This is a genomic window from Tomitella cavernea (assembly GCF_016599145.1).
In the GTDB taxonomy this organism is placed as follows: Bacteria; Actinomycetota; Actinomycetes; order Mycobacteriales; family Mycobacteriaceae; genus Tomitella; species Tomitella cavernae.
Window position 1 is genome coordinate 1 of sequence record NZ_JAENKO010000037.1, and the last position, 25,512, is coordinate 25,512.

28 protein-coding genes are annotated in these 25,512 nt (G+C 71.5%); 10 read left to right on the plus strand and 18 right to left on the minus strand.

The window, feature by feature from the left end:
* Positions 1-210: 210 nt before the first annotated feature.
* The gene (locus tag JJ683_RS12950) at positions 211-1,422 is read right to left on the minus strand and encodes a low temperature requirement protein A (protein WP_200174692.1); all 1,212 of its coding nucleotides are present in this window, start codon (positions 1,420-1,422) and stop codon (positions 211-213) included.
* A gap of 162 nt (positions 1,423-1,584) precedes the next feature.
* Positions 1,585-2,343 carry a Clp protease N-terminal domain-containing protein gene (locus JJ683_RS12955; RefSeq protein WP_200174693.1) on the minus strand — a complete coding sequence of 253 codons (759 nt, stop codon included), beginning with the start codon at positions 2,341-2,343 and terminating at the stop codon, positions 1,585-1,587.
* Positions 2,344-2,752: 409 nt separating this feature from the next.
* On the opposite strand from JJ683_RS12955, the gene imuA' reads away from it, so the two are divergent.
* Both imuA' and JJ683_RS12965 read left to right on the plus strand, forming a co-directional pair.
* Positions 2,753-3,613 (plus strand): DnaE2-dependent mutagenesis accessory factor ImuA', encoded by an 861-nt coding sequence (imuA', locus tag JJ683_RS12960; RefSeq protein ID WP_200174694.1) that lies wholly within the window; start codon positions 2,753-2,755, stop codon positions 3,611-3,613.
* Complete coding sequence (locus JJ683_RS12965) at positions 3,603-5,186, plus strand: DNA polymerase Y family protein (protein ID WP_307810912.1); 1,584 nt, start codon at positions 3,603-3,605, stop codon at positions 5,184-5,186. Before imuA' ends, JJ683_RS12965 begins: the two co-directional genes overlap by 11 nt.
* A 94-nt stretch (positions 5,187-5,280) precedes the next feature.
* Here JJ683_RS12965 and JJ683_RS12970 read toward each other — a convergent pair whose 3' ends face one another.
* Entirely contained in the window at positions 5,281-5,739 is a 459-nt protein-coding gene (locus JJ683_RS12970) for a DoxX family protein (RefSeq protein WP_242474686.1), read from the minus strand.
* Between the two features lie 113 nt (positions 5,740-5,852).
* Here JJ683_RS12970 and JJ683_RS12975 point away from each other — a divergent pair, with 113 nt between their 5' ends.
* The 4 genes from JJ683_RS12975 to sigJ all read left to right on the plus strand — a co-directional run bounded on the left by JJ683_RS12975 (position 5,853) and on the right by sigJ (position 8,270).
* Complete coding sequence (locus JJ683_RS12975) at positions 5,853-6,245, plus strand: type II toxin-antitoxin system TacA family antitoxin (RefSeq protein WP_200174695.1); 393 nt, start codon at positions 5,853-5,855, stop codon at positions 6,243-6,245.
* A 119-nt stretch (positions 6,246-6,364) separates the two neighbouring features.
* Complete coding sequence (locus tag JJ683_RS19140) at positions 6,365-6,757, plus strand: GNAT family N-acetyltransferase (RefSeq protein ID WP_235686464.1); 393 nt, start codon at positions 6,365-6,367, stop codon at positions 6,755-6,757.
* A gap of 34 nt (positions 6,758-6,791) precedes the next feature.
* Positions 6,792-7,334, plus strand: coding sequence for a hypothetical protein (locus tag JJ683_RS12985; RefSeq protein ID WP_242474687.1), 543 nt, complete (start codon positions 6,792-6,794; stop codon positions 7,332-7,334).
* Positions 7,335-7,361: 27 nt separating this feature from the next.
* A complete protein-coding gene (gene sigJ / locus JJ683_RS12990) occupies positions 7,362-8,270 on the plus strand; it encodes an RNA polymerase sigma factor SigJ (protein WP_200174698.1) in 909 nt (302 codons plus the stop codon).
* A gap of 205 nt (positions 8,271-8,475) precedes the next feature.
* On the opposite strand, the gene JJ683_RS12995 is transcribed toward sigJ, so the two are convergent.
* The 9 genes from JJ683_RS12995 to JJ683_RS13030 all read right to left on the minus strand — a co-directional run bounded on the left by JJ683_RS12995 (position 8,476) and on the right by JJ683_RS13030 (position 13,470).
* Positions 8,476-8,778, minus strand: coding sequence for a helix-turn-helix domain-containing protein (locus JJ683_RS12995; protein ID WP_182346126.1), 303 nt, complete (start codon positions 8,776-8,778; stop codon positions 8,476-8,478).
* On the minus strand, positions 8,775-9,125 hold the full coding sequence (locus JJ683_RS13000; protein WP_200174699.1) for a type II toxin-antitoxin system RelE/ParE family toxin: 351 nt from the start codon (positions 9,123-9,125) through the stop codon (positions 8,775-8,777). The genes JJ683_RS12995 and JJ683_RS13000 overlap by 4 nt, the downstream gene beginning before the upstream one ends.
* A 145-nt stretch (positions 9,126-9,270) precedes the next feature.
* Positions 9,271-9,846: a carboxymuconolactone decarboxylase family protein gene (locus JJ683_RS13005; RefSeq protein ID WP_200174700.1), complete on the minus strand. Its 576-nt coding sequence runs from the start codon at positions 9,844-9,846 to the stop codon at positions 9,271-9,273.
* Positions 9,847-10,173: 327 nt separating this feature from the next.
* Positions 10,174-10,557 (minus strand): hypothetical protein, encoded by a 384-nt coding sequence (locus JJ683_RS13010; RefSeq protein ID WP_200174701.1) that lies wholly within the window; start codon positions 10,555-10,557, stop codon positions 10,174-10,176.
* Positions 10,558-10,609: 52 nt separating this feature from the next.
* A complete protein-coding gene (locus JJ683_RS13015) occupies positions 10,610-10,843 on the minus strand; it encodes a hypothetical protein (RefSeq protein WP_200174702.1) in 234 nt (77 codons plus the stop codon).
* Between the two features lie 85 nt (positions 10,844-10,928).
* The gene (locus JJ683_RS13020) at positions 10,929-11,861 is read right to left on the minus strand and encodes a hypothetical protein (RefSeq protein WP_200174703.1); all 933 of its coding nucleotides are present in this window, start codon (positions 11,859-11,861) and stop codon (positions 10,929-10,931) included.
* Positions 11,862-11,925: 64 nt separating this feature from the next.
* Entirely contained in the window at positions 11,926-12,060 is a 135-nt protein-coding gene (locus JJ683_RS19455; protein ID WP_277952134.1) for a hypothetical protein, read from the minus strand.
* Between the two features lie 66 nt (positions 12,061-12,126).
* On the minus strand, positions 12,127-12,291 hold the full coding sequence (locus JJ683_RS13025) for a hypothetical protein (protein ID WP_182359248.1): 165 nt from the start codon (positions 12,289-12,291) through the stop codon (positions 12,127-12,129).
* A gap of 285 nt (positions 12,292-12,576) precedes the next feature.
* Entirely contained in the window at positions 12,577-13,470 is an 894-nt protein-coding gene (locus tag JJ683_RS13030; RefSeq protein ID WP_200174704.1) for an alpha/beta hydrolase fold domain-containing protein, read from the minus strand.
* A 101-nt stretch (positions 13,471-13,571) separates the two neighbouring features.
* Between JJ683_RS13030 and JJ683_RS13035 the strand changes: the two genes are divergently transcribed.
* The 3 genes from JJ683_RS13035 to JJ683_RS13045 all read left to right on the plus strand — a co-directional run bounded on the left by JJ683_RS13035 (position 13,572) and on the right by JJ683_RS13045 (position 17,659).
* Positions 13,572-13,862: a hypothetical protein gene (locus JJ683_RS13035; RefSeq protein WP_200174706.1), complete on the plus strand. Its 291-nt coding sequence runs from the start codon at positions 13,572-13,574 to the stop codon at positions 13,860-13,862.
* 37 nt (positions 13,863-13,899) lie between these two features.
* Positions 13,900-14,100: a hypothetical protein gene (locus JJ683_RS13040; protein WP_207280202.1), complete on the plus strand. Its 201-nt coding sequence runs from the start codon at positions 13,900-13,902 to the stop codon at positions 14,098-14,100.
* 229 nt (positions 14,101-14,329) lie between these two features.
* On the plus strand, positions 14,330-17,659 hold the full coding sequence (locus tag JJ683_RS13045) for an error-prone DNA polymerase (RefSeq protein ID WP_200174742.1): 3,330 nt from the start codon (positions 14,330-14,332) through the stop codon (positions 17,657-17,659).
* A gap of 120 nt (positions 17,660-17,779) precedes the next feature.
* Here JJ683_RS13045 and JJ683_RS13050 read toward each other — a convergent pair whose 3' ends face one another.
* Together JJ683_RS13050 and JJ683_RS13055 are read right to left on the minus strand one after the other, a co-directional pair.
* Positions 17,780-18,787 (minus strand): esterase/lipase family protein, encoded by a 1,008-nt coding sequence (locus tag JJ683_RS13050; RefSeq protein ID WP_242474688.1) that lies wholly within the window; start codon positions 18,785-18,787, stop codon positions 17,780-17,782.
* A 189-nt stretch (positions 18,788-18,976) separates the two neighbouring features.
* The gene (locus tag JJ683_RS13055; protein WP_200174709.1) at positions 18,977-20,248 is read right to left on the minus strand and encodes a helix-turn-helix domain-containing protein; all 1,272 of its coding nucleotides are present in this window, start codon (positions 20,246-20,248) and stop codon (positions 18,977-18,979) included.
* 200 nt (positions 20,249-20,448) lie between these two features.
* On the opposite strand from JJ683_RS13055, the gene JJ683_RS13060 reads away from it, so the two are divergent.
* Positions 20,449-22,323 carry a flavin-containing monooxygenase gene (locus JJ683_RS13060; RefSeq protein WP_200174711.1) on the plus strand — a complete coding sequence of 625 codons (1,875 nt, stop codon included), beginning with the start codon at positions 20,449-20,451 and terminating at the stop codon, positions 22,321-22,323.
* Positions 22,324-22,436: 113 nt separating this feature from the next.
* Here the strand turns inward: JJ683_RS13060 and JJ683_RS13065 are convergent, their stop codons facing one another.
* From JJ683_RS13065 to JJ683_RS13080, 4 genes are read right to left on the minus strand one after another with little or no spacing between them, the layout of a single operon-like run.
* Entirely contained in the window at positions 22,437-23,636 is a 1,200-nt protein-coding gene (locus JJ683_RS13065) for an ABC transporter permease (RefSeq protein WP_200174714.1), read from the minus strand.
* Entirely contained in the window at positions 23,633-24,571 is a 939-nt protein-coding gene (locus JJ683_RS13070; protein WP_200174716.1) for an ABC transporter ATP-binding protein, read from the minus strand. Before JJ683_RS13070 ends, JJ683_RS13065 begins: the two co-directional genes overlap by 4 nt.
* Positions 24,568-25,164 (minus strand): hypothetical protein, encoded by a 597-nt coding sequence (locus tag JJ683_RS13075; RefSeq protein ID WP_200174717.1) that lies wholly within the window; start codon positions 25,162-25,164, stop codon positions 24,568-24,570. Before JJ683_RS13075 ends, JJ683_RS13070 begins: the two co-directional genes overlap by 4 nt.
* The gene (locus JJ683_RS13080; RefSeq protein ID WP_200174718.1) at positions 25,157-25,471 is read right to left on the minus strand and encodes a helix-turn-helix transcriptional regulator; all 315 of its coding nucleotides are present in this window, start codon (positions 25,469-25,471) and stop codon (positions 25,157-25,159) included. The genes JJ683_RS13075 and JJ683_RS13080 overlap by 8 nt, the downstream gene beginning before the upstream one ends.
* Between the last annotated feature and the right edge of the window lie 41 nt (positions 25,472-25,512).

Here is a 25,512-nt window from a genome sequence, read left to right on the forward strand (position 1 = left end):
AGCGCCGCGGCGGCCGCCACGGTGCGCGCGGTGCGGTGTGCGCGGCCGCCGGTGCGGCGCAAGAGGGTCCATCGCATGCGTCGAGCGTAGTGCGCGGCGCGCGACCGCCGTCAGCGCCCGCTCAACCGGGCTCCGGCGAGGCGTTCCCCGGTCATCCCGGCCCGGCTCCGGCCGCGGCGGCGAGAACGAGCCCGGATGCCGCGCCGGGGTTCAGCTGGGCGCTTCGCCGTCCTGGCAGGCCGCGTCGACCCGGCGCGCACGGCGGGTGGCGGCGGCGGTGACCACGCAGGTCAGTACGGCGGCGACGGGCAGCGCGTGCGGCAGCAGCGCCGAGAATCCGACGGCGGCCGCCCCCGCGAGCAGTACCGCGTCGAGTGGGCGGTCGTGGCGGTGCCGCAGCGACAGCAGCCAGAACATGACCATGAACAGCGCGACCGGGACGGTGACGAGCGCCGATGACGCGGTGTGTGAGAGCGCCGTCGCGCCCACGTCGTAGTCCAGCACCGCCCCGATGCCCACGGAGATGGTGGCCACCGCCCCGAACACGAAATAGTGGCCGTACCCCCAGCGCAGCGCCATCGACAGTCGGTCGAGCAGGTGGTGCTGCGGGCGGTCGAAGTACAACCACCACACCGAGCCCGCCAGCACGAGCGCGCTCGCGCTCACGACGATCAGGGTGCCCGGGCCCGACACCTGATCGCGGGCGACGATGATCGCATTCGTCGACGCCAGGATCGTCTCGCCCAGGACGATCAGCGTGAACGAACCGTAGCGGTCGGCGATGTGCTCCGGGTTCCAGGGCGTCGGGTCGCGGCGCTCGGCCAGCGCGGGCACCGCCAGCTCGCACGCGGCGAACACCACGAACAACGGGACCTGCCAGGCGCCGGGGACGAACAGCCACGCGACCCACAGCGCCTGCACGGCGGTGATGCCGCAGGCGTAGGTGAGGGCGACGCGGCGGCGCCGCGGGTCCGCGCGGGACGCCCGCAGCCACTGCGTGACCATCGCGATCCGCATGACCACGTAGCCGATGACGACGAGCATGAAGTCGCGTTCCGCCATGGCGTCCGGCATGCCCGCGGCGAGGATCAGCACGCCCGCCATCTGCACCAGCGTCGTCAGCCGGTACCGGGCGTCGTCGCAGTCGTAGGCGCTGGCGAACCAGGTGAAGTTCATCCACGCCCACCAGATGGCGAAGAACACCATGGCGTAGCCGGTCAGGGCGGAACCCACCCGGCCGTCGGTGACGCCCGAGTGGAACGCCGCCGACGCCAGGCTCACCGCCACCACGAACACCAGGTCGAACAGCAGCTCCAGCGGCGAGGAGCCGCGGCCCTCCTCCCGAGGGTCGCGCGGGGACATGCGGCCGAGCGCGGGCAGGCGCAGGGCGCGCGGAGGCGGGGGCGGGGGCGTGTCCGTCACGGGTCGACGATAAGCGCGCGCGGGCCGGTGCGCCGGGTGGTTGGTGGCCGGGCCCACTCCGAGTGGGGCCGTGTCGGGTGCTTTTCCGCAGAAGAGCGCCGTGGACGGCCCCACTCGGCAATCGTCTCGCGGACGGGCACCCCGGGCGGCGGAGATCCGGGCCTACGCGTCGTCCCCGTCCCGGCCGTCGCCCCCGTCCTCGCGCTGCGCGACGATGCGCTGCAGCGTTTCGGCGACGTACTGCTGCACCGCCGCGCGGTCCACGCCGAGTGTGCCGAGCGGCCCGTCCGGCTGGTGTTCGAGCAGCGCCAGCAGCAGGTGCTCGGTGCCGACGTAGTCGTGCCCCATGCGCTGGGCGGTGGCGAAGGTGTGCTCCAGTGCCGTCTTCGCGTCGTCGTCGTAGGGGATGAGCGCGGGCACCTCGTCGGAGGCGGGCGGCAGGGCGCGGGTGGCGGCCTCGCGGATCTTCTCCGGGGTGACGCCCTGCTCGGCGAGCGCGTGGAGTGCCAGCGAACCGGGCTCCGTGAGCAGACCCAGGGTCAGGTGGGCGGGGGTGATCCGGTCGTGGGAGCCGGCGCGGGCCTCGTTCTGGGCGGCCACCACCACGTTGCGGGCGCGCGGGGTGAACTTGCTGAAGCCCGCGCCCGCGTCCAACCCGGCGGCAGGCTTGGCGACGAACCGCTTCTGCGCGGCCTGCTTGGTCACGCCCATGCTGGCGCCGATCTCGGTCCACGAGGCACCCGAGCGGCGGGCCTGGTCGACGAAATGGCCGATCAGGTGGTCCGCGACCTCGCTGAGGTGGTCCGCGGCCAGCACCGCGTCGATGAGCTGTTCGAGGGGGTCGGTGTGCGACTGGGCGATGGCCGCGATGAGGTCGTCGAGGCGCACGGTGCCGGTGATAGGGGTCCTGGCGGTGTTCATGCGTCAATAATAGGTTGACGATATTCGACCGTCAACTGATGGTTGACGGCAGGGCGGGATCGCCCGCGTGCGCCGTGTCCGTGCGGGCGGCGGCGTTCGTCGCTCGGTATGGATTTCGGTGGTTTTCCGCCGGCGGGCACCGAAAAACGCCCCGCGCGGCGAGGGGTGCGGGCCGGGCGGGGCATGGGTGGCCGCGCCGCCTCTCCGGTGCTTCCGGCCTGGGGGTTTGACGGTGCGGGCGCGTCGCGCTTTACTGGAATGAACATCGAACTGGTGTTCGCATACGGTGCCTGCGGGCGACGGGGTGCGGGCGGTCCGGTTCACCGTCGAAATGGCTTGAGTGCGAGATCGCGTCTTCCCCGCGATCCCCGGCCGGGCATGGCCGTGCGGAATGTGGGAGGAGTGTGCGATGACGGGTTTGTCGCCGGCGCAGAGAACGCTAGACGGGGGGTCCGACAAGACCCGGGCCGAGACGATCGCGCACCTGCGACGGCGGATGGCGGCGGTCCCGTCGCTGGTCGACCGGAGCCGGGACTCTGCCCCGGTCGTGACTCCGCAGCCGGCCCCCGCCCCGATTTCAGACCCGGCCCCCGCCCCGGCGCGCACGACGGTTCCGCGGAACCGCCCAGCCGGCTCGGGGCGCTCCGACGCTCGCGACCTCCTTGTCGCGTTGCCGGGCCTGGCGGAGGTGCTGCCGGCGGGCGGCGTCACCCGCGGCTCCGTCACCGCGCTAACCGGCTCCCGGTCGCTGCTCATCGGGCTGCTGGCCCGGGTCACTGCGGAGGGCGGGTATGCGGCCGTGGTGGGGCACCGGGGCCTGGGCCTGCTCGCGGCGGTGGAGATGGGCGCGGACTTGGGCCGCATCGCGCTGGTGCCGGATCCGGGGGACGACCGCATCGGGGTGGCGGCGGTGCTGCTCGACGGCATGGACCTGGTGGTCCTCGACCTCGACGGGGCGAGGGTGCCGCCGAGCCGCTCGCGCGCGGTGGTGGCCCGCGCCCGCAGCAAGGGCACCGCTCTGGTGGTGACCGGCGGCGAGTGGGAGGGCGCCGAGGTGCGCGTCGACGCGCAGGTGAACGGTTACGAGGGGCTCGGGCAGGGGCACGGCCGGGTGCAGGGGATGGGACTGACGGTGCGTGCCCACGGCAGGGCCTTCCCCGCGCGCGGCACCCGGCTGGTGTTGCGCCACCAGCACGGGCTCATGGGCTGGGAGGCGGACGCGGAACCTGTGCGCGCGGCGCGTGCGGAGGAGGGCCGCCGTGGCGCGTGATCCCGGCGGGGTGCGTGGTTCCGGCTCCACGAGGATCCTCGCCCTGTGGTGCCCGGACTGGCCGGCGGTGGCCGCGGCGGCGGACGAGGACCTGCAGCCGTCGGACCCGGTGGCGGTGCTACACGCGAGCCGCGTGGTGGCGTGCACGGCGGTGGCCCGGTCGCGGGGCGTGCGGCGGGGGCTGCGCAAGCGTGAGGCGCAGGCGCGGTGCCCGGAGCTGCATGTCGCCGACCTGGACGTGGACAAGGACGCCCGGCTGTTCGAGCCGGTGGTGGCCGCGGTGTCGGCGCTGGTGCCGGGGGTGGAGATCCTGCGCCCGGGGCTGGTGGTGGTGTCGGCGCACCGGGCCGCCCGGTACTTCGGCGGCGAGCACGCGGTGGCCGAGCCGCTGATCGACGCGGTCGCGGCGGCGGGCGTCGAATGCCAGGTGGGGATCGCCGACGCCCTGGCCACCGCGGTGGTTGCGGCCAAGCGTGGGCGGCATGTGGCGGCGGGGGAGGACCGCCGGTTCTTAGCGCCGCTGCCGGTGTCGGCGCTCACCGACGAGCCGAGCCTGTCCGCACCCGAGCGTGCCGAGCTGGTGGACCTGCTGCAGCGCATGGGGATCCGGACTCTGGGCGCCTTCGAGGAGTTGCCGCGGGCGGACGTCGCCTCCCGGTTCGGCGCCGACGCGGTGGTGGCGCACCGGATGGCGTGCGCGGAGCCCGGCCGGCTTCCCGCGCCGCGCGCGGTGCCCGCGGAGTTGACGGTGCAGACGCGGTGCGACCCGCCGATCGACCGGGTGGACATGGCCGCGTTCGCGGGGCGGCGTCTGGCGGAGCGGCTGCATACCGCGCTCGCCGCGGCCGGGGTGGCCTGCACGCGGCTCGCGATCCACGCGGCCACCGCGGAAGGCGAGGAGCACGACCGCACGTGGCGCTGCGCCGAGCCGCTCACGCCCGACGCGACGGCCGACCGGGTGCGCTGGCAGATGGACGGCTGGCTCAGCGGCCGGAACGCGGCCCGCCCGTCCGGCCCGATCACGCTGCTGCGCCTGGAGCCGGTGGAGGTGGCGGGGGCCGGGGAGCTGCAGCGGGGGCTGTTCGGCGGCGCGGGCGAGGCACGGGATCGGGCCCGGCGCGCGGCCTCGCGCGTGCAGGGCCTGCTGGGCGGAGAGGCCGTGCTCTCCGGGGTGCTCTCCGGCGGGCGGGGGCCGGGCGAGCGGGTGACGCTGCTGACCTGGGGCGAGCAGCCGCTCCCGGCCCGCGACCCGTCCGCGCCGTGGCCGGGGCGGCTGCCGGCGCCGTCGCCGTCGACGCTGCTCTCAGAAGACGCCGGGCTGCTCGACGCCGCGGGCGATCCCGTGGGGGTGACGGGCCGGGGGCTGTTCACCGCAGCACCGGCCGTGCTGGTATGGCGGGGGCGCTCCCGGGCGGTCACCGGCTGGGCGGGGCCGTGGCCGGTGGACGAACTCTGGTGGGATCCGGCCGCCGGGCTGCGGGCGGCCCGGGCACAGGTGCTGGCCTCCGGCGCCCCGGCGGTGCTGCTGCTGTGCCACGGCGGGGAGTGGACGGTGGAGGGGGTGTACGGGTGAGAGGTCAGGCGGGACGACTACCGGCGCGGAGAGTTCGGGCTCCCCGCGCCCCGGCACGAGCCGGGTCGGAATCCTCACCCGTGGCGCTCACCTCTCAGCCGCGCGCCGCCCGCAGCGCCCACAGCACCAGCGGCACCTGCATCGGCAGCCGACCGTAGGCCACGGCCTGCTGCCACGCGGGGCGGTTGCGCCGGCGGTAGTCGAGCGCCATCTGGATGTTGCCGGGGAACACCCCGACCAGCAGCGCCGCGGACGCCAGCCCGCCTGCCCGGCGCGTGCGCGGTACGGCGATGGCCACCGCGCACGCCAGCTCGCCCACGCCCGACGCGTACACCCAGTCGCGCCGCGAAGCGACTCCGGTGAGCTGCGGCGGAATCAGCGGCTCGAAGAACCGGGGCCGCGCGAAGTGCAGGGCACCGGCCCCGCCCAGCAGTGCGGCGAGGGCGGGCGCGGCGGCGCGGTCGAGTAGGGCGCGATCGGGCCGGGGGCGGCCGGGCCGGGAGAGGTCCTTGCGGGCACGGGACGGGCGGCGCGGGCGCGGTGCGGAAGGCATGCGGCGATTGTGGCGCAGCGCCCGCCGCGGTGCGAGTCGGCGGCCTGGTCGAGGAGCGGATGTGCGGACGATGTGTGTACATCAGGCGTACGATCAGGGGTGAGTGAGCCGGGGTGGCCTGGAACGGCCGGGAAGAATTATGGAAAGGCGGGGGAGAATTGCAGGGGGAAGAGACGACGGTGCAGGCGATGCAGCACGAGGACAAGAGCGGAGAGGCGGCGGGGCCCGTCGAGGGAAAGCGGGACCGGCGCCTGAGCCTCCGCACTACCGCGCGGCAGTCCGCGCTGATTCAGCAGGCGGCGGCGTCCGCGCACAAGACCGTGAGCGAGTTCGTCCTGGACAGCGCCACCGATCGTGCCGAGGATGTCCTCGCAGGCCGCCGTCATTTCGCGATCGGTGACATCGCATGGCAGGCATTCCACGTGGAGCTCGATCGGCCGGCGGTGCTAAAGCCGCGCCTGCGCGCGTTGCTGCACGAGGATCCGCCGTTCGAGCCGCAGGCGTGACGCGGTATCGCGCACCGCGGCGACTCACCGCCGCAGCGGACATGTCCGGGTTCCGGTCCGGCAGCGGAAGCCTTGATCGGTGGCTGCAGCGCTACGCGCTGGCGAATCAGCAGTCCGGCATGGCGACGACCTTCGTGACCACGCCGGAAGGGTCTCCAGAAGTCGTCGGTTTCTACTCGCTCGTCACCGGCGGCGTGGAGCATGATGCCGCCCCGGCACGCGTGCGCAGGGGCGTTCCGCGCCACCCCGTTCCGGTGATCATTCTGGCCCGGCTGGCCGTGCACACCGAACATCAGGGAACTGGGCTAGGGCGTGGGCTGCTGCGTGATGCCCTCATACGTGTGTCGAATGCCGCCGGCGAGATCGGTGTACGGGCCCTGCTGATCCACGCTAAAGACGACGCGGCGCGCAAGTTCTACTGCGCCCAGGCGGAGTTCGATCCCTCCCCGGTCGATCCGCTGCAACTGTTCCTGCTGATGAAGGACCTTCGCAAGGCCGTGCGGGAAGAATAGGCGCGCACCGGCCCGCGGGTCGTAGGATCGACGGATGGCTGACGGGAATGCTGTGGCAGGTCGTGCTGGCGCCGACGCGAGGAGGCGCACCGGGCGCGCGTTCCTCGGCTGGGCGGCGGTGTACGCGGTGTCGCAGGCGAACATCGCGCGGACTCTCGGTTCCGCCGCGCCCAAGCTGCTGAAGATCCAGACCGCCACCTCCGCCGCCGGGTACCGCGAGGTGCTCGACTCGATGACGCCCCGCGAGCTGGCCGGCTACCGCGCCCACTACCCGCTCGACATGGCGCATCCCTTCCTCTACGCGATGGCGCTGCGGGCGGGAGCCCGGGCGCTTCACGCGCGCCGGCCGCAGCCGGAGTCGATGCGCCGGTTCCTCATGGCGGCACCGGTGGTGTCGGCGGGGTGCGACTACGTCGAGAACGTCGCGGGCTGGTACCTCATCGACCACCGCGAGCGCGTCACCGACGCGGGCACGCGCGTGGTGACGGCGGTGAGCACGCTCAAGTGGGTGCTGGCGCTGGGGGAGCTGGGGCACGTGCTCTCGGGCCTGGCCGTGGCGCAGCTGCGGCGGCACTGACGGGCGCCAACCCCCTACCCTCGGTTCATGGGTTCCGACGCGCTGGCCGCGGAGTTCGAGGCGCACCATGCCCACCTGCTCTCGGCCGCCTACCGGCTCACCGGCAGCGTCGCCGACGCCGAGGATGCGGTGCAGGAGGCGTGGCTGCGCCTCGACCGCGCCGGGCCGGCCGACATCGACGACCTGCGCGCCTGGCTGACGAGGGTGGTGGGCCGCATCTGCCTCGACCGGCTGCGCTCGGCGGTGGCGCGGCGCGAGACGTACACCGGCCAGTGGCTGCCGGAGCCCATCGTCACGCCCCTGTCCGGCGCGCGCCCCGAGGACCCGCTCGATCAGGTGGTGCGCGACGAGGACAACCGGCTGGCCGCGCTGATCGTGCTCGACACCCTCACCCCCGAGCAGCGGGTGGCGTTCGTGCTGCACGACGGGTTCGGCGTCCCCTTCGGTGAGATCGCGGCGATGCTGGCAGTGACGCCCGCGGCGGCGCGGCAGGCGGCCTCGCGGGCGCGGCGCACGGTGGCCTCGGCTTCGCCTCCTGTGCCGGCCGGCGAGCACGCGGCCGCCGTGCAGGCGCTGGCCGCGGCGGTCGCCTCCGGCGAGGTGGACGCGGTGGTGCGGGTGCTGCATCCGCAGGCGACGTTCGTCGGCGACGCGGGCGGCACCACCCGCACGGCGCCCAACGTGATCGTGGGGCCGGACAGGACGGCGCGGTTCCTGCTGGGCCTGGCGCGGATGTACGGGCCGCACAGGCTGCTGGAGATGGAGCCGGTGCTTGTGAACGGGCGGCCGGGGCTGCTGCACCGCGGGGCCCCGGCGGATGCGGAGACGGGGCGGCCCGCGATCGCCCGCCGCGTCATCGCCTGCACCGTCCGCGAGGGGGCCGTCTGGGCCGCCTACGACATGGCGAACCCGGCGAAGCTGCGGGGCGTGCGCTGAGCCTGTGCGCCGGGCTGGGCAATGGGGCCGAGCCCGATCCGAGCACCGGATATCGCCCTCATCGGCATGTCGGCCCGGCGTGTCGGGGGAAGCGGCGCTCGGATCGGAGACGTGTTCAGTCGTCCAGCAGCCGGCGCCTACCCCCCCGCAGCAGGCTGCGGCTCAGCCCGTGGCGCCCCCGGTGCGTCAGAGTCCTCGGGCCGGGTCAGCTGCGGGTCAGCGCGTCGGTGTCGATGCGCACGCTCACGTGGACACCGACCTTGCCCCCGAGATCGACCAGCGCGTTGAGCGAGAACTTGCTCAGCTTGCCGCGGTACAGGTCCGAAAGTCGCGGTTGGGTCACGCCCAGATTCTGCGCGGCGACCGTCTGCGACCACCCGAACCGGTCGATCTGTCCACGGATCGCGGTCATGAGCTCGCTGCGCAGCCGACGATTGGCCGATTCCTCGGGTGTGTCGCTGATCGCGTCCCACACCGAGGCGGTTTCGATAATGTCGTTGTGGCTCATGACGTCTCCTTCGCGTGTGCCGCTGCCGCTGCGTATCGACGCCGCCCCAGATCGATATCCGACTGCGCGGTTCTCTGCGTCTTCTTCTGGAAGCAGTGCAGCACGTAGATCGCCTGCTCGAACCGGGCGAGGTAGAACGCACGGAATGCTCCATTCGCGGTGCGGACCCGGATTTCTCGGCATCTTGCTCCGACCTGCTTCATCGGCTTCCAGTCATCAGGGTCAAGGCCGAGCTGAACCCGCCCCAGCTGGTATCCGAGGTCGTCCTGTGCCTCGGTCGTGAGATCCCGGAGGTCTTCGAGGGCGCTGCCGACCCATCGGATCGGTTTCTCCCGGTTCCGCTCCACCCGGTCAGTATATATCAATATCGATATAACTGCGGTGGAAGACTGCCTCCGCCGCCCGATCCGAGCACGGCCTACGCCGCCCACCGGCCTGTCGGCCCGGCGTGTTGCGGGAGGCGGTGCTCGGATCGGGTCAGGCTGCGGCCGGTCAGGCGCCGTCGGCCCAGGGAACCCGGCATGCGTCGGTGCTGAATCCCTGCTCGTGGATGCCGAGCGCCGAGTTCATGCGGGCCCGCGAGTTCTCCAGGGCGATCTGGTAGGTGAGCTCCACCAGCCCGTCGCGGCCGAAGCGGGCCTCGAGGTCGGCCACCTGCTCGTCGGTGACGGCGGTGGCGACGTCGCCGCTCATGGCGTCGGCGTAGGCGATGGCGGCGCGTTCGTCGTCGGAGTAGAGCGGCGAGGTGGCGTAGTCGGCGATGTGGGCGAGGCGCTCGGTGTCGAGGCCGGCGAGGCGCTGTTCCATGGTGCCGAAGTCGACGCACCAGGAGCAGCCGATGGTCCAGGCGGTGCGGTAGACGGCGATGTCGCGGATGTTCGCGGGCAGCTTCTTGGACGCCTGCTGGGCCAGCATCTCGTGCACGGTGCTGGTGCGGGCGATGCCCGGGTGGTGCAGCGCGACGGCGAGCGGTTCGGGTACCTCCCCGTACATGCGGGCTGCAAGGCGGTAGGCGAGCTTGGCGACGGGGCCGGCCTGGGCGGGGGTGACGGCGGGGATGCGCGGCATGGCGGTGCTCCTCCGGAGGGTGCGGATCGAATGGGGTTCTGCACCTAGGACGAGGCCGGGCGCGCGGATGTGACGGGTCTGCGGGGAAGGGGGCTGGGGTCCGTGCGGAGCCGCTCGCGCGGCACGAATGTGTGCGCGCGGTTACGCTGGCGGCAGCGCGGTCGCGAGGGGCGCGCTGGGGGCGGAAACGCGGCCGCCGCGCGCGACCGGTGTTGGTCGCGCGCGGCGGCCGTTGGGGCCTCAGTGCCCCGTCCCCGCCCGGTGGCTGCCAGTACCAATGGCAGCCACCGGGCGGGTCAGTGGGCGAACCTCAACCCCGCGCGATCGTCAGGGCTGGGGTGCATCCAGAACCTGGACGATCGGATCGAACTGCAGATTGCCGGTCAGCGTGGCCGTACCAGACGGCGGGCACGGGGTGCTACCGGTGTTCGTGGACGTGAAGTTGATCGTTCCACTGTTGCTTGCCGAGGCCACTCCCGTCGAATTGCTGTACGGGATGTTAGTGATCTCGCTGGACTGGTCGACATCGATGGTGCACGTACCGGCTGTCACTACTGCGCCATTGGCGGGGATCTTCAGCGTGCCGATCGGGCTTCCGGAGTCGTGGTTGACGTTGATCAGCCACGGGCTCGCCGCGGTGTTGGTGACTGCGATCGTGGCGGGGGTGCCGTTGAGATCGCAATTGGTAAACGCGACGTTGTCGATCGGCACATCGATGCCGCCGGTGCCCGAGTTGACGACCCAGCCGGGGTTGGCGGCGTCGTTACCCGTGGGTACGCATCCCCGATGCGGCCAGGCTGTCGCAGCTGAGCACATACGCGCCCGAGACGATCTGGACACCAGGGTTGAAGATGTCTCCTGTGGCACTCGCCTGGATCGAGTCGCCTGCGTGGTCGATGGCGGTGGAAGCCGAGGCGATCCCGGCCGCTGTCAGAACCAGCGCAGAGGTGCCGCCGACGACCGCGAGCAGCCGTCTCGCTTTCGAAGTTGACTTCATGTCCTACTTCCTTTCTTGTGATTTGCTAGCTTGTGCTGACGTTCGGCGTAAAGGGCAACCTCCTCCCGTTCTGCTGGCGGATTGGCTAGGGCGTCGTGACCGGCACGGGCGGCCACGACGGGTGTAGCGAGTTGATGTTGTAGACGTCGGACACCGTCGTCAGTGAGTTCTGTCCCGATGCTGACGGTGCACCGGCCTTCGAATTGACCATCCCGTTCAGACTGCCGAAGAGACCGCAGCCCGTAGCGCCAGGCACGGAGAAGCTGTTGTCCACGCTCTTGAGTCCGGTCAGCATCGCGCCATCACCGTGGTCATTTTCCAGCGCAGGGGGGACGTACGTCGGCTTCAAGTCGATGTTGATCGGGTTTTCGGCCGATCCGAGGTAGCACGAATCGCCGAGGAGCGGGTTGGAGAGCTTGATGCGGATCGACATCGTCAACCGTGATTCCTGGAGGTCGACCACAGGAGGCTCGACCGCCTGGACCTCTGCCTTGATGCCGGTCAGTGCGAAGTTCTCCGACGAGCTCGTTCCCAAGGCGCCACCCGGGACGGTCACGTCGTTGCTGTACAGGCCGTTGTGCCCGTCGTCCTTCGCGAGCCAGGCCAGTTCGTAGCCGGGGCCGGGGTCGAGCGGGATCGGATTGCCGTTCTCATCGACCTTGAAGTTCTGTCCGACGGCGATCTTCATGCTGCCGTCGGGAATGTCCACCGTGAGGTTGCCGAGCTTCATCGTCCCCGAGCGGACGTACAGGTCGTAGCAGCTGCCCCTGTTGTTCGGTCCACCGGGCTTGGTGGGTGCGGTCACCTTGTCCTTGGGGCAATCGGCGTAGTTGTCGTATCCGATCGGGATGTTGCTGGCCTCCGACGCGCTCGACCCGCTGCTCCCGGACGATCCGCCCGAGTCGCTGGACAGCTCCGAGCTGGGGGCCGCGCCGGCGAGTCCGCTGCCGACGAGCGCGACGGACGCGCCAACCGCGGTGGCGGTGCCGAGCGCCCGGCGCATGGTCTTGGTCTTCATGGGGGTTCCTTTCCCGATGGGATGGGTGTGGGGTGCTGTGCCGCGGACCGCGGCGTGCCGCGGGTTACTCGAATGAGCCGGCGGTGAGGTCTTCCACCGACCAGGTTTCGATCTTCCAGAAGTCGGCGGAATCGCTGGTGGAGCCGGCGACGATCGCTTTCAGCAGCGTGCCGATGACGGAGGGCAGGTTACTGCTCATGAACGGGCCTTCCTGAGTGCAGGTAGATGGTGGTGTGTGGGCGATTCCCGAACGGCGAGGTGGACGTCACGCGTTGGCCAGGCTTCCGTCGGCGAACGTCTGGCTGGCGGTATCGATGTCCCCCAACGCGGCGGACGCCGGATCGACCGAGGCAAACGCCCGCAGAATCCCGATGAAGGGAACCGCGGTGATGGAATTCGCCATCACGTAGAGCAGAGTTTTCGAACCCATGGGTTTCCTTTCGTGCGCAGGGCACGCCGAATAACCGGCGGACCGGTGCGGAATATGTGAATGGGCCGACCGCGGATGAAGGTGGCCGCGGCAGTCAGGGAAGGCGGTTCAGCCGGGATCTCCGGCGCGGCTACAGGTTGTGAGCCGCATAACACCCCCAGCGGTTCAATGTGTCGAATCTCACTCCCTACGGCGGGACCCTACTTCGGGGTAGTTACGAAGTCAATCGGTTTGAGGGAAGTCAGGCCGATTTTTACGAGGCGGTCGCGCAGGGCCTGCGGAGTGCTACGGGTTCCCGGTCGCGCGGGTGACGATCCGCCGCCGTGCTGCACGCCCGGCCCGGGTCGGCACCAGTGGATGCACGTGGCACGCACCGGCGGCCACCTGCAAGTCCAGTGGCGTCTCGGCGTCCCGGCACTTGCGTGCCAGTGCGGGCGCGTCGGCGTAGGTGATGTCGAAGGTTCCGTAGTAGGCGTCGATCGGTGGCAGGCCGGCCATGCTGCCGAGGACGGGACTCAGGCGCGGATCGTCGGGATCGGCTCCGCCGGCCCACCCCCGCCCCGCGACGAGTGCACCCGCCTTGCCCAGCCAGGGGTCGTATACCTCGATGGCGTCGATCTCCGGGTTCCGGCAGGCGATGTCCAGCCACGGCGCGATGAGGGTGAGCGCGCGCGGCAGCGGACGCGCGGAATCCCGGAGTGTCTGGGCAAAGCCCAGGGCCAGCCCGCCGCCGGCGGAATCGCCCATGATCGTCAGCTCGGAGGCGTCGACGGCCAGGTCCGCATACAGAGCGTCGAGCATCGCGTACGCCTCGGTGAACGTGTGCTGCGGGGCCAGGCCGTACAGAGGTACGTGCACCGCCGCACCGGCCCGGGCGAGCATCCCGACCAGCGTCCAATGCTGCGGGGCGATCTCGTTGACGTACGCGCCGCCGTGGAGATACAGCACGACGGAGCCCGCCGTCCCGGAGCTCGTCGCCCCGGCGTGCGGCGCGACGGTGACGTGCCGGAACCCCTCGACGGTGTGCTCGGCGACCGCGCATCGCCTGCGCAACCGCCGCGGCGGCCCCGCGTCGGCCTTGGGGCGGTGCAAGTGCTGCGCGTAGCGCTCGGCGTCGGAGTAGAGGGGCTTGCGGGTGCGGCGCAGGTAGGCGGAGACGATCGCCGTGTCGATGCCCATAGACGATCCTTCCCGCGGTTCACCGGCGAGCATAAGACGACGCGGAACTGTCGGCGTGCGGCGGTAGTGTCCGGAGCGCCGTCAGGGGAGGGGGTCGAGGCGTGGATGTGCAGGCGTGGGTGACGGTGATCGTGGGGGTGGTCGGATTCGGCGGCGTGATCGTGACCCTGTGGCAGAAGGATCGCGCGGACCGGCGGGCCGAGCTGTGGCGTCGGCTCACCTGGGCGTTCGAGCAGGCGGTGAGTATGAACTCCGCCGCGAGCGCGCTCGGTCTTTCCGCGATCGACATCGTGAGCAGGTCGGCGCTGGTGTCGCGTGAAGAGAAGAAGATCGCGTCGGCATTTCTTGACGCAGCGCTCGTGTCGCCGCGGTCAGGTGGTGACTTCGAATGAGAACCAGGGGAGGATGGGTGTGGTGGAGGTGAGCGTGATGGCAGAGTGCGAGGGTGGCCCGGCGGCCTGGTCTCCCGAGGCGCGTCAGAGGGCTGCCAGGATTCTGGTCAGGCTCAATACGGAGCTGGGCAAGGAGATCACGCCCCGTATCCGCTGGATCGCCGAGGGTGGGGAGGTGCAGGCGGCAGGGGCCGCTGCGCCCGCTGAACCCGCTGCGCCTTCCGGGGAATCGGGCTGACCCGCCTTTCCCCGGAGCCTCCGCCTTGACCGTGCAAGCGCGGCGAGGCTATATTCGTTATATCGAATGTGTGTTCTATTGCGCTTCCGTGTCTTCCCCACGGCAGTGCACCCGGGCGGCCGGGGCGGTAGCCCGGCGGCCCGGGTGACGTGCGTCGTCCGGGAAGGGGACAGCCGTGGGGTGGGGTGGAGCCAATCGGTGGAGCAACGGTCCACCGAGCTGGGCGGAGATGGAACGCGTGCTCTCCGGCCGGCCGGTGCCGGAGTCGGCGCAGCCGGGGTCGGATCCGGCACCGGAGCGGAACTCCGCGCGTCGGGCGGAACATCCCGGCGACGGCAACGACAGCCCCGCCTGGTCTCGCAAACGCGCCCCGTACCTGCCGCCCGACACGTCGCGGCGAAGCACCGGCACCCCCTACGCGGAGCTGCACGCGCACTCCGCGTTCAGCTTCCTCGACGGCGCCAGCCCGCCGGAGGAGCTCGTTGAGGAGGCGGCGCGTCTGGGGCTGGAGGCGGTAGCACTCACCGACCACGACGGGCTCTACGGCGTCGTCCGCTTCGCCGAGGCCGCCGCCGAGCTGGGCGTGGGCACCGTCTTCGGGGCCGAGCTGGGCCTGGATGCGACGGACGAACGTGCCGGGGCCGACGGCGGACCGGACCCCGACGCCACCCACCTGCTGGTGCTCGCCCGCGGCCAGGAAGGCTACCGGCGCCTGTCCCGCGAGATCGCCGCCGCGCACCTGGCCGGTGGGCAGAAGGGGCGCCCGCGCTTCGACCTCGACCGGCTCGCCGAGGCCGCAGGCGGGCACTGGCAGATCCTCACCGGCTGCCGCAAAGGCCACGTGCGCAGGGCCCTCGCCTCCAGCCCCGACCCGGACACGGCGCTGGCCGCCGCCGACGCCGCGTTGGGCGGGCTGGCCGAGCGTTTCGGACGCGAACGCGTCACCGTGGAGCTCACCCGCAACGGTGGCCCGCAGGACGACGAACTGTGCGAGGCGCTCGCCACGCTGGCCCGTCGCCACCGCCTCGACACCGCCGCCACCACCGCCGCCCACGCCGCCGCACCCCGGCGCCGGCGCCTCGCGATGGCCATGTCCGCGGTCCGCGCGCGCCGCAGCCTGGACGACGCGGCCGGCTGGCTCCCCGCGGTGGGCGGTGCACACCTGCGTTCCGGCGACGAGATGGCCGTGCTGTTCGACCGCTACCCGGACGCGGTGGCCCGGGCGGCGGAGCTGGGGCGCGAGTGCGCCTTCGACCTGCGGCTCATCGCCCCCCGGCTGCCCCCGTTCGACGTCCCCGCGGGGCACACCGAAGCCACCTGGCTACGCGAGCTGACCGTGCGCGGCGCCGCCCGCCGCTACGGCGCCCCCGCACGCAACCCGGTGGCGTACCGGCAGATCGAACACGAACTGGCCGTGATCGAACAGCTCAGTTTCCCCGGCTACTTCCTGGTGGTGCACGACATCGTCGACTTCTGCCGGCGCAGCGGCATCCTGTGCCAGGGGCGCGGCTCTGCGGCGAACTCCGCGGTGTGCTTCGCGCTGGGCATCACCTCGGTGGACGCGGTGAGCGCGGGGCTGCTGTTCGAACGGTTCCTCTCGCCCGAGCGCGACGGCCCGCCCGACATCGACGTCGACATCGAATCCGACCGCCGCGAAGAGGCCATCCAATACGTCTACCGCAAGCACGGCCGCGACCACGCGGCCCAGGTGGCCAACGTCATCACCTACCGTCGGCGCTCGGCGGTGCGCGACATGGCGCGGGCGCTCGGGTTCTCCCAGGGGCAGCAGGACGCGTGGAGCAAACAGGTGCGCGGATGGGGGAGGCTGTCGCAGGACCAGGACCTGCGCGCCGACACCGACATCCCCGGCGCAGTGCTGGACCTGGCCGAACAGATCGAGGACTACCCCCGCCACCTGGGCATCCACTCCGGCGGCATGGTCATCTGCGACCGCCCCGTCGCCGACGTGTGCCCCGTCGAATGGGCGCGCATGGAAGGGCGCACCGTGCTGCAGTGGGACAAGGACGACTGCGCCGCGGTGGGCCTGGTCAAGTTCGACCTGCTGGGGCTCGGCATGCTCTCCGCGCTGCACTACGCCATCGACCTGGTGGCCGAGCACAAGGGCGTCCACGTGGACCTGGCGCAGCTGGACCTGGCGGAGGAGGCCGTCTACGCGATGCTCCGGCGGGCCGACTCGGTGGGGGTGTTCCAGGTGGAGTCCCGGGCACAGATGGCCACGCTGCCCCGGCTCAAACCCCGCACCTTCTACGACCTGGTGGTGGAGGTGGCGCTCATCCGGCCCGGCCCCATCCAGGGCGGCTCGGTGCACCCCTACATCCGCCGCCGCAACGGCGAGGAGGCGGTGACCTACGAGCACCCCGCCATGGAGAACGCGCTGGCCCGCACCCTCGGCATCCCCCTGTTCCAGGAGCAGCTCATGCAGCTGGCCGTGGACGTCGCCGGGTTCACCGCCGCCGAGGCCGACCGGCTGCGCCGCGCCATGGGCTCCAAACGCTCGCCGGAGAAGATGGAGCGGCTGCGCGGACGCTTCTACGAGGGCATGCGGCGCCTGCACGGCATCACCGGGGACAAGGCCGACCGCATCTTCGAAAAGGTCTGCGCCTTTGCCGATTTCGGCTTTCCCGAGAGTCACTCGCAGTCGTTCGCCGCCATCGTCTACTACTCGGCCTGGTTCAAGCTGCACCACCCGGCCGCCTTCTGTGCCGCTCTGCTGCGGGCCCAGCCGATGGGCTTCTACTCGCCGCAGTCCCTCGTCGCCGACGCCCGCCGGCACGGGGTGGTGGTGCACGGGGTGGACATCAACGCGTCCGGCGTCGAGGCGGGGCTGGAGGACGCGGGGCGGGACGTGCGCCTGGGGCTTGGCGCGGTGCGCGGGCTGGGGAAGAACAAAGCCGAGGACATCGTGGCGGCCCGGCCGGCCGACGGGTTCGCGTCGATGACCGACCTCACCGGGCGGGTGGAACTGTCCACGGCGCAGGTGGAGGCGCTGGCCACCGCGGGGGCGTTCGGGTGCCTGGGACTGGGGCGCCGCGACGCGCTGTGGTCGGCGGGCGCGGCCGCGGCGGAACGACCCGGACGGCTCCCCGGCCTGGGCACCGTGGCGGTGGCGCCCTCGCTGCCCGGCATGAGCCGGCTCGAACTCGCCGCCTCCGACGTGTGGGCCACCGGCATCTCACCCGACAGCTACCCCACGGAGTTCATCCGCACGTGGCTGGACGAGCGCGGAATCGTCCCGGCATCGGGGCTGCTCGCGGTGCCAGACGGCGACCGGGTGCTGGTGGGCGGCGCCGTCACCCACCGCCAACGGCCCGCCACGGCGGGCGGCGTCACCTTCCTCAACCTCGAGGACGAGACCGGCATGGTCAACGTGGTCTGCTCGGCGGGGCTGTGGGCGCGGCACCGCCGGCTCGCCGTCACCGCGACGGCGCTGGTGGTGCGGGGCACGGTGCAGAACGCCTCCGGCGCGGTGACGGTGGTGGCCGACCGGCTCGAACCGCTCGACCTGCGGATCGCCGCGCGGTCACGCGACTTCCGGTAGGGGTGCGGGGGCCGGGCTTGCGCATTCCGAGCGCCGTTTCCACCGGATCGGCCGGTAACAGGCGCTCGGGCGGTGCAGGAGGTGCTCGGACCGTGCCAGGCCGGTTGCGGCGCCCGCCCGTCAGTGCACCCAGGGGGCGAACGGCGCCTGGTAGAAGCACGGCACCGGCTGCGCGTGCGCGGGGTCGAGGGCGTTGAGGACGAACAGCCACGAGCGCTCGTTGTAGAGGGTGGAGATGTGCTCGGAGTGGTCCGCGGCGCACCCGTCCTGCAACAGGATGTTCGTGACATCACTGCCGCGGTAGAACTGCTGGTCATACGGGGTCACCACCTCGTCGTACCGGGTGATGATGCTGTAGACGTGCACCCCGTCGATGCCGGTGGGCCGCCCGGACGGGTACACCTGCCGCATCAGCGGCGAGCCCACCGCCTGCTGGGTGAGCGCGGGTGTCGCCTGCGCCAGGCTGCCGTACACCGCCGGGCCCAGCAGCGGGATCAGCGACCGCAGATACACCACCTCGCTCATCGTCGTGCCGGTGGACGGGGAGATCCCCACCTTGGTGTGCACCTTCGCGGCGCCGCCGAGCTGCGTCAGGTAATAGTCCGGCAGGATGCCACCACCCTGCGAATGCCCCACCAGATCCACCTGCTCCGTGCCGGTGGCGGCCAGGACGCGGTCGACGGTGGCTGCCAGCGTCCGCGCCGAGGACGGGATGTCGGCAAGACCCTGGATCGGGATCTCCGAAATCCACTCGGGGTTGCCGTAATTGAAGGTGAACACGCAGTAGCCCGCGTTCTTGAGCAGCGGCGCGCCCGCCTGCCACGCGAGCGCCTGATTGGTGCCGGTGGGGTTGACGAGCACCACGGGGTAGGGGTGCTCGGCGGACGGGCGGCAGTTCCAGTCGTTCGCGCCCGGCGGCGGGGTCTCCGGGAAGACGCCCGCGCGCACCCCGGCCGAAATGTCGAACGGCACCGGCAGCGGACCGTCCGTCGGGCTCTGCGCCGCGGCGGGAGAGGCGGTGCCGAGTGACAGCGCCAGTACCAGCGTCAAGGCCAGGGACAGGACCAGACTGAATGCCAGGGCCGTTCTCGTGCCGGCCGCCCGTGCCATCAACCGTGCTTGCGCCATGTGCTGCTCCCCGCCCGTCGATAGCTGTATCCCGGAGTCTCGCAGACGGGTGTCCATTGCGCGCGCGTTTCGGGGTGAGCACTGCGGCCCGGGGCGCCGTCTGCTGATGTCGAGCATCGTTTCCACCGAATCCGCCGGGAACGCGCTCTCGGGCGGTGCAGGAGGTGCTTGGACCGGGAGGCCCCAACGTCAGTACCGCGACCCCGCCAGCGTCCCACGCACCCCGGGGCAGGCCACGCGCTGCACGAACGGCGACTCCGCCGCCCGCCCCGCCCCGGCCGGATCCAGGGTCAGCTCCACGGAGTCGGCCAGCCGGTAGGGCCTGCTCAGCACGATGCCGCCGAGCACCCGCCGCAATCGCGAGACTTCCGCGCGCACGGTCACGATGTGCTCGGCGTCGCCGAAAAGATCGCGGCTCAACTGCGCGGCGCTCATGCCGTCCGGCCTGCGGGCGTAGAGCAGCAGAAGGATTTCGGCGTGCCGCGCGGTGAGCACCGCGGCACCGGCATCGGCCCGGCCGCCGCCGGAGACGATGGGCTCGGCCGTGAGAGTCAACGTGAGGGCGATCCGCGATGAACTCCCCGTCGGGCGGATCAGCCAGCCGCCCGCCACCTCCTCGGCCCGGCACATTCCCATGCCCGGCACCTGCATCGGCTTGTCGGGGTGGGGGACCGGAACTCTGCCGCTGATGCCGACGCCGTCCGACTGCGCCACCCAGCCCTCCGTGTCCACGAGCAGCGCGGGCCCCGACCTGCCGGCGAGCGCGGCGGCGGCCGACGACCGCAGCTGCTCCAGCCGCTGCTCGTGGTGGCGCCACAGCTGGGACTCGGCCAAGCGCACCGCCGTCTCCACCAGCGCCACCACGGTGGGATGCAGGGTCATCGCGGGACCGGACACGTCGACCACCCCCAGCAGCCGGCCGGTGCGCGGGTCGTGGATGGGGGAGGCGGTGCAATACCAGGGGTGCTGGGACTGCTCGAAGTGCTCGGCGGAGAACAGCTGCACGGGCGCGGCCTCGGTGAGCGCCGTGCCGATGGCGTTGGTGCCCACCCGCTGCTCGGTCCACTCGGCGCCCTCGGTGAAACCCAGCCGGTCCGCGTGCCGGCGCACCGCCGCGGAGCCTGAGCGCCAGAGGATCACGCCGTCCGCGTCGGCCACCACCAGCAGCATGTGCGACGCGTCCGCGATGGCCTCGATCACCAGGCGCAGCTCGCCGATGACGTACCGCAACGCGCTGGCGCCCCGTCGTCGCTCGAGCTCGGACGGGTCGGCCAGTAGCCGGTGTGCGGCGGAGTCGGCGGTGCGGCCGGCCGCGAGCATCCTCGACCAGGAGCGGGCGACGACGGCGCGCGGCGCGTCGGAGGGAGCCGCCCCGCTGAGGACGGCGTCATGCACCCGGGCCAGCCGGTGCGCGTACCGGGGCAGGTCGGTGCCGGGTTGCACCGCGCTGAAACCGCCCATACCGATCATCCCGTCGCCGCGCCGAGCCTGCACAAGAGAAACCTGTGCCTGCGAACCCTGTGTCCTGGACCACAGTCATACGCGATTGTCCGGCGTGGGGCGATCTTCGTGCAACCCCGTGCAACCGTTGCCGCGACGCAGCCATCGGAGTGTGCTGTGGATCACAGAAGATCACCGCCCGCGACCCGAAGGGGACGATCATGACCGAGATGCTCACCCGGCCGGAATACCAGCTTCAGCCCACCGCGCCGGCCACCCCGCAGCAGCGCGTCGACGCCTGGCTCGCCGCGTTCGAGGCGGCGCTCGCAGAGCGTGACATCGCGCGGGCCGCCGGCATGTTCGCCGTCGACGGCCACTGGCGCGACCTCGTCGCCTTCACCTGGAACCTCAAGACCGTCGAGGGCCGCGGGCAGATCGCCGACATGCTCACCGCCCGCCTGGACGGCACGGACCCGTCGGGGCTGCGCACCTTCGAGTCGCCGGAGGCCCCGGAAACGGACGGCGGCGTGCTCACCGCGTGGATCACCTTCGAGACGGCCACCGGCCGGTGCGAGGGGCACCTGCGACTGCGGATGGACGACGCCGACGGCGCCGACGGCACCACCGACCAGGCGTGGACCCTGCTCACGACCCTCCAGGAGCTCAAGGGCCACGAGGAGAGCCAGGGCGCCGCCCGCCCGATGGGGGCCAAGCACGGCGCCGACAAGTGCCGGCTGAGCTGGGCGGAGGAGAAGGAGATCGAGGAGCGCGACCTGGGCTACGCGGTCCAGCCGTACGTGCTCATCGTCGGCGGCGGGCAGGGCGGCATCGCACTGGGCGCCCGCATGCGCCAGCTGGGGGTGCCGGCGATCGTCATCGACTCGCACGCGCGCCCCGGCGACCAGTGGCGCGGCCGCTACAAGTCGCTGTGCCTGCATGACCCGGTCTGGTACGACCACCTGCCGTACCTGCCGTTCCCGTCGAACTGGCCGGTGTTCGCGCCCAAGGACAAGATCGGCGACTGGCTGGAGATGTACACCAAGGTCATGGAAGTGCCGTACTGGTGCTCCACCACCGCCACCTCGGCGCGCTACGACGACGAGGCCGGCGAGTGGGTGGTGCACGTGGAGCGCGACGGTCGGCCGCTGACCCTGCGCCCGAAGCACCTCGTGATGGCGACGGGCATGTCCGGCAAGCCCAACGTTCCGCAGTTCCCGGGGGCCGAGCGGTTCCGCGGCGACCAGCACCACTCGTCCCGGCATCCGGGGCCCGACCAGTACGCCGGCAAGCGGGTCGTCGTGATCGGCGCCAACAACTCCGCGCACGACATCTGCGGGGCGCTGTGGGAGAACGACGTGGACGTGACGATGGTGCAGCGCTCGTCCACGCACATCGTCAAGTCGGGTTCGCTGATGGAGCTGGGACTGGGCGACCTGTACTCGGAGCGCGCGGTGGCGGCGGGCATGACCACGCACAAGGCCGACCTCACCTTCGCGTCGATGCCATACCACATCATGCACGAGTTCCAGATCCCCGTGTACGACAAGATCCGCGAGCGCGACGCCGACTTCTACGCGCGCCTGGAGAAGGCCGGCTTCGCGCACGACTGGGGCGACGACGGCTCGGGGCTGTTCATGAAGTACCTGCGCCGCGGGTCCGGGTACTACATCGACGTCGGGGCCGCCGAGCTGGTGGCGAACGGCGACATCAAGCTGGCCCGCGGCGGCGTCCGCGAGATCACCGAGGGCTCGGTGATCCTCGACGACGGCACCGAGCTGCCCGCGGACGTCATCGTCTACGCCACCGGGTACGGCTCGATGAACGGGTGGGTGGCCGACCTCATCGACCAGGCCACCGCCGACAAGGTCGGCAAGGTGTGGGGCCTCGGCTCGGACACCACGAAGGACCCGGGGCCGTGGGAGGGCGAGCAGCGCAACATGTGGAAGCCGACCCGACAGGAGCACCTGTGGTTCCACGGCGGCAACCTGCACCAGTCGCGCCATTACTCGCTGTACCTGGCGCTGCAGCTCAAGGCGCGCTACGAGGGGATCGACACGCCCATCTACGGGCTGCAGGAGGTGCACCACCTGAGCTGACCGGCGCCGAGCAGCCCCGCCGAACCGAGCACCGGTTCCCGCGAGATCCGCGGGAACCGGTGCTCGGGTGTTTGTCGGAGAGGCTCGGACCGAGGGGCAGCGCGCCCCGGCCGCTACCGCCCCAGCGCCTCCTTCCAGCCCACCACCTTGCCGATGCGCAGGATCGAGCGCTGGTAGATCTTGGCGGCCACCACCGACAGCGCGCCGATGACGACGAGCATGATCGTGATGGTGCCGACGATCTGGCCGGGCCCGGTCACCCCGGCGGCGATGCGCAGCGGCATGAGGATCGCGGAGAACGGTGGTATCCAGCTGAGCACCGTGCCCACCGTGCTGTCCGGGTTGTCGACGGTGGAGAACGCGACGATGAACATGGCGACGATGAGGATCATCAGCGGCATCGCCGTGGAGTTGACGTCTTCCTGGCGCGAGACCATGGATCCGGCTGCCGCGTACAGTACCGCGAATAGGGCGTACCCCAGGATGAACCAGCCGAGGGTGGCCAGGAGCGTGGCCACCGCGGTGCCGGTCACCGTCAGCACGCCCGTGGCCAGGCCCGTGGCGACGCCGGCCACCCCGTAGGCGGTGAGCTGCATCAGGCCGACGGCGCCGATGCCGAAGATCTTGCCCCACAGCAGGTGCAGCGGCCGCACCGTGGACAGGAGCAGCTCGACGACGCGGCTGGACTTCTCCTCGACGACGCCCATCGCCACGAACATGCCGAAGGTGAGGATCTGCATGTACAGCAGCACCACGGCGGCGATGGACATGGCGATGCGCTGGCCCTTCTCCGGGTCGGGCGGGTCGAGCGCGTCGACGTGCACGGTGGCGGCGGACACCGCCTGGTCCACCGCGGCCACGTCTACCCCCTGGGCAGCGAGCGCGCGTTCCTGGGCCGCCGAGCTCACGGCGGCGGAGATGACCGTGTGCAGGTCGGCGCTCAGCTCGGACTCCGTGATCGCCGTGACCGAACCGTCCGCCGCGGGGATCAGGGCCGCGTCCACGTCGCCGCCTTCGACAGCGGTGCGGGCGGCCTGTTCGTCGGGGGATTCGTGCACGTCGATCGTCATCGACATCGCCTCGCCGGTCGACTCCAGCGGCTGGGCCAGGGACTGGTCGCCGACGATGGCCACCGTCGCGTCGTGCCCGTCGTCGCTGCCGCCGGAGAACGCGGAGTAGACGATGATCCCGCCGATGATGGCGATGAGGATGATGATGTTGCTGATCAGGAAGCTTTTCTTCCGGATCTGCGTGGTGAACTCGCGGCGGGCCACCAGGCCTACGGCGCGGGCGGGGGAGATGGTGGCGTTCATGCGGTCACGACCTCTCGGAACAGCTCGGTGAGCGACGGGCGGCGCAGCGTGAACTCGTGCACCGGCCCAGTGCGCAACGCGGCGGAGAGCACCGCCTGGTCGTCGGCGCCCGGTGCGAGGGTGAGCAGTGTGTGCTCTCCGGACTGCTCTGCCGTGGCGATCCCGGGCACGGTCGACGCCCACCCGGCGGGCGCCTGCGGGGCGTGCACCACCAGCTGGGCCTCACCCCGTGCGCGGAGCTCGTCGACGGTGCCGATGGCGCGCATCCGCCCGCCCGCGATGATGCCGACCCGGTGGCAGAGCCGCTCGACCAGCTCGAGCTGGTGGCTGGAGAAGATGACGGGCACCCCGTCCGCGGCCTTCTCCCGCAGCACGTCGCTCATGACATCGACGGCGACGGGGTCGAGGCCGGAGAACGGTTCGTCCAGCACGAGCACGGCCGGGTCGTGCACCAGGGCGGCGGCCAGTTGCACCCGCTGCTGGTTGCCCAGGCTCAGCGCGTCGACGGTGTCGCCAACCCGGCCGTCGATGCCGAGCCTTTCGGTCCAGCGCTGCACCGCGGCCTCGGCGTCGGGCCTGCTCAGGCCGTGCAGCTGGGCGAGGTAGGCCAGCTGCGCGCCCACCTTCATCTTGGGGTAGAGCCCCCTTTCCTCGGGCATGTAGCCGACGGTGCGGCGCACGTCGAGGTCGACGGGCTTCTCGCCGATGCGCACCTCGCCGGCGTCGGCGGCGAGCACGCCGAGGGCGATGCGCATCGTCGTCGTCTTGCCTGCACCGTTGCTGCCGACGAATCCGAAGATCTCACCGGGCTGCACGGTGAAACTCATGTCGTCGAGGGCGTGGACGGTCCCGTAGGACTTCGAGATGCCGTCGATGGTCAAAGTGGTGCCGCGGGTGCGCGGCGGGTCGCCGCGGACAGTGGTCGATCTGGTCATTGCTGCTCCATGGGATGTTCGGGATCGGCTGTGGGGAACGGAGGTCGGTCGTTCGCTTCGTCCTCCGGGTCCGGGTCCGGGTCAGGGCGAGACCACGCGAGCATCAGCGTCGGGGAGGTGCCGCCGATGAGCAGCGCTGTGACCACGAGCAGCCCGCCCATATAGGCGAGTTCGGGCGTGGCGTCGCCGTTGCTGGAGACGAAGATGAGCACGGCCGCGGGAACGAAGGCGGCGACCTGCGTGATCGTCAGGCCGATCGAGCGGGCGCTGTTGCGCAGCTGCAGCTCGTATTCGTCGAGCGCATCGCGGGGGGCGTCGCCTTGGCGGCCGGAGACGATCTGCACCGCCGTCCACAGCACGAGCATGAGCACCGTCGCGCCCAGCCACGCCCAGTATGCGGCGGTGATCTCCCAGTAGGTGAGGACGGCGATGACGATCATCGCCGCGTACAGCATGCACAGCAGGGCGACGAGCGTGCGGCGCGCCGGGCGTGTACGCAGCCTCGGCATCCACGTGCTGTGTCGCTGCTGTTGTTCGAGGAATCTGCGGGTGCGGTAGGCCTGATAGCGCTCGACGACGCCGAAGTCAGACATGATGGTCACCGCCTTCTGAGCCGGATCCGCCGGTCCGGCCTGTCTGTGGTGGGGGCAGGAGGCTCTGTGCGAGCGGCGCGAACTCCGTGCGGGAGAACACCGCCTCGACGGGCAGTGCGAAGACCTCGCAGATGCGCAGCGCCAGGTCCAGGCTGGGGTAGTGGTCCCCGCGCTCCAGGGCGCCGATGGTCTGCGGGTTGACCGAGACCAGCTCGGCCAGCTGCGCGCGCGACATCCGTCTGTCGGCGCGCAGCACGCCGACCCGATTGTGGATGGGGAGCGATCGTCCCCTGCGTGCAACGCTCACGTAATGAAGTGTTGTATAAACCCAACGCATTCGCAAGTGGA

Excerpts from the sequence above, each read along its gene's own strand:
- JJ683_RS13075 (WP_200174717.1), bottom strand. The coding sequence starts at position 25,164 with ATGTCTGACTTCGGCGTCGTCGAGCGCTATCAGGCCTACCGCACCCGC.
- JJ683_RS12955 (WP_200174693.1), bottom strand. The coding sequence starts at position 2,343 with ATGAACACCGCCAGGACCCCTATCACCGGCACCGTGCGCCTCGACGAC.
- JJ683_RS13020 (WP_200174703.1), bottom strand. The coding sequence starts at position 11,861 with ATGAAGACCAAGACCATGCGCCGGGCGCTCGGCACCGCCACCGCGGTT.
- JJ683_RS13025 (WP_182359248.1), bottom strand. The coding sequence starts at position 12,291 with ATGGGTTCGAAAACTCTGCTCTACGTGATGGCGAATTCCATCACCGCG.
- JJ683_RS13040 (WP_207280202.1), top strand. The coding sequence starts at position 13,900 with ATGGCAGAGTGCGAGGGTGGCCCGGCGGCCTGGTCTCCCGAGGCGCGT.
- JJ683_RS13055 (WP_200174709.1), bottom strand. The coding sequence starts at position 20,248 with ATGGGCGGTTTCAGCGCGGTGCAACCCGGCACCGACCTGCCCCGGTAC.
- JJ683_RS13015 (WP_200174702.1), bottom strand. The coding sequence starts at position 10,843 with ATGAAGTCAACTTCGAAAGCGAGACGGCTGCTCGCGGTCGTCGGCGGC.
- JJ683_RS13045 (WP_200174742.1), top strand. The coding sequence starts at position 14,330 with ATGGAACGCGTGCTCTCCGGCCGGCCGGTGCCGGAGTCGGCGCAGCCG.
- JJ683_RS12970 (WP_242474686.1), bottom strand. The coding sequence starts at position 5,739 with ATGCCTTCCGCACCGCGCCCGCGCCGCCCGTCCCGTGCCCGCAAGGAC.
- JJ683_RS13005 (WP_200174700.1), bottom strand. The coding sequence starts at position 9,846 with ATGCCGCGCATCCCCGCCGTCACCCCCGCCCAGGCCGGCCCCGTCGCC.
- JJ683_RS13065 (WP_200174714.1), bottom strand. The coding sequence starts at position 23,636 with ATGAACGCCACCATCTCCCCCGCCCGCGCCGTAGGCCTGGTGGCCCGC.
- JJ683_RS13070 (WP_200174716.1), bottom strand. The coding sequence starts at position 24,571 with ATGACCAGATCGACCACTGTCCGCGGCGACCCGCCGCGCACCCGCGGC.
- JJ683_RS13060 (WP_200174711.1), top strand. The coding sequence starts at position 20,449 with ATGACCGAGATGCTCACCCGGCCGGAATACCAGCTTCAGCCCACCGCG.
- JJ683_RS19455 (WP_277952134.1), bottom strand. The coding sequence starts at position 12,060 with ATGAGCAGTAACCTGCCCTCCGTCATCGGCACGCTGCTGAAAGCGATC.
- JJ683_RS19140 (WP_235686464.1), top strand. The coding sequence starts at position 6,365 with ATGGCGACGACCTTCGTGACCACGCCGGAAGGGTCTCCAGAAGTCGTC.
- sigJ (WP_200174698.1), top strand. The coding sequence starts at position 7,362 with ATGGGTTCCGACGCGCTGGCCGCGGAGTTCGAGGCGCACCATGCCCAC.
- JJ683_RS13050 (WP_242474688.1), bottom strand. The coding sequence starts at position 18,787 with ATGGCGCAAGCACGGTTGATGGCACGGGCGGCCGGCACGAGAACGGCC.
- imuA' (WP_200174694.1), top strand. The coding sequence starts at position 2,753 with ATGACGGGTTTGTCGCCGGCGCAGAGAACGCTAGACGGGGGGTCCGAC.
- JJ683_RS13030 (WP_200174704.1), bottom strand. The coding sequence starts at position 13,470 with ATGGGCATCGACACGGCGATCGTCTCCGCCTACCTGCGCCGCACCCGC.
- JJ683_RS12995 (WP_182346126.1), bottom strand. The coding sequence starts at position 8,778 with ATGAGCCACAACGACATTATCGAAACCGCCTCGGTGTGGGACGCGATC.
- JJ683_RS12985 (WP_242474687.1), top strand. The coding sequence starts at position 6,792 with ATGGCTGACGGGAATGCTGTGGCAGGTCGTGCTGGCGCCGACGCGAGG.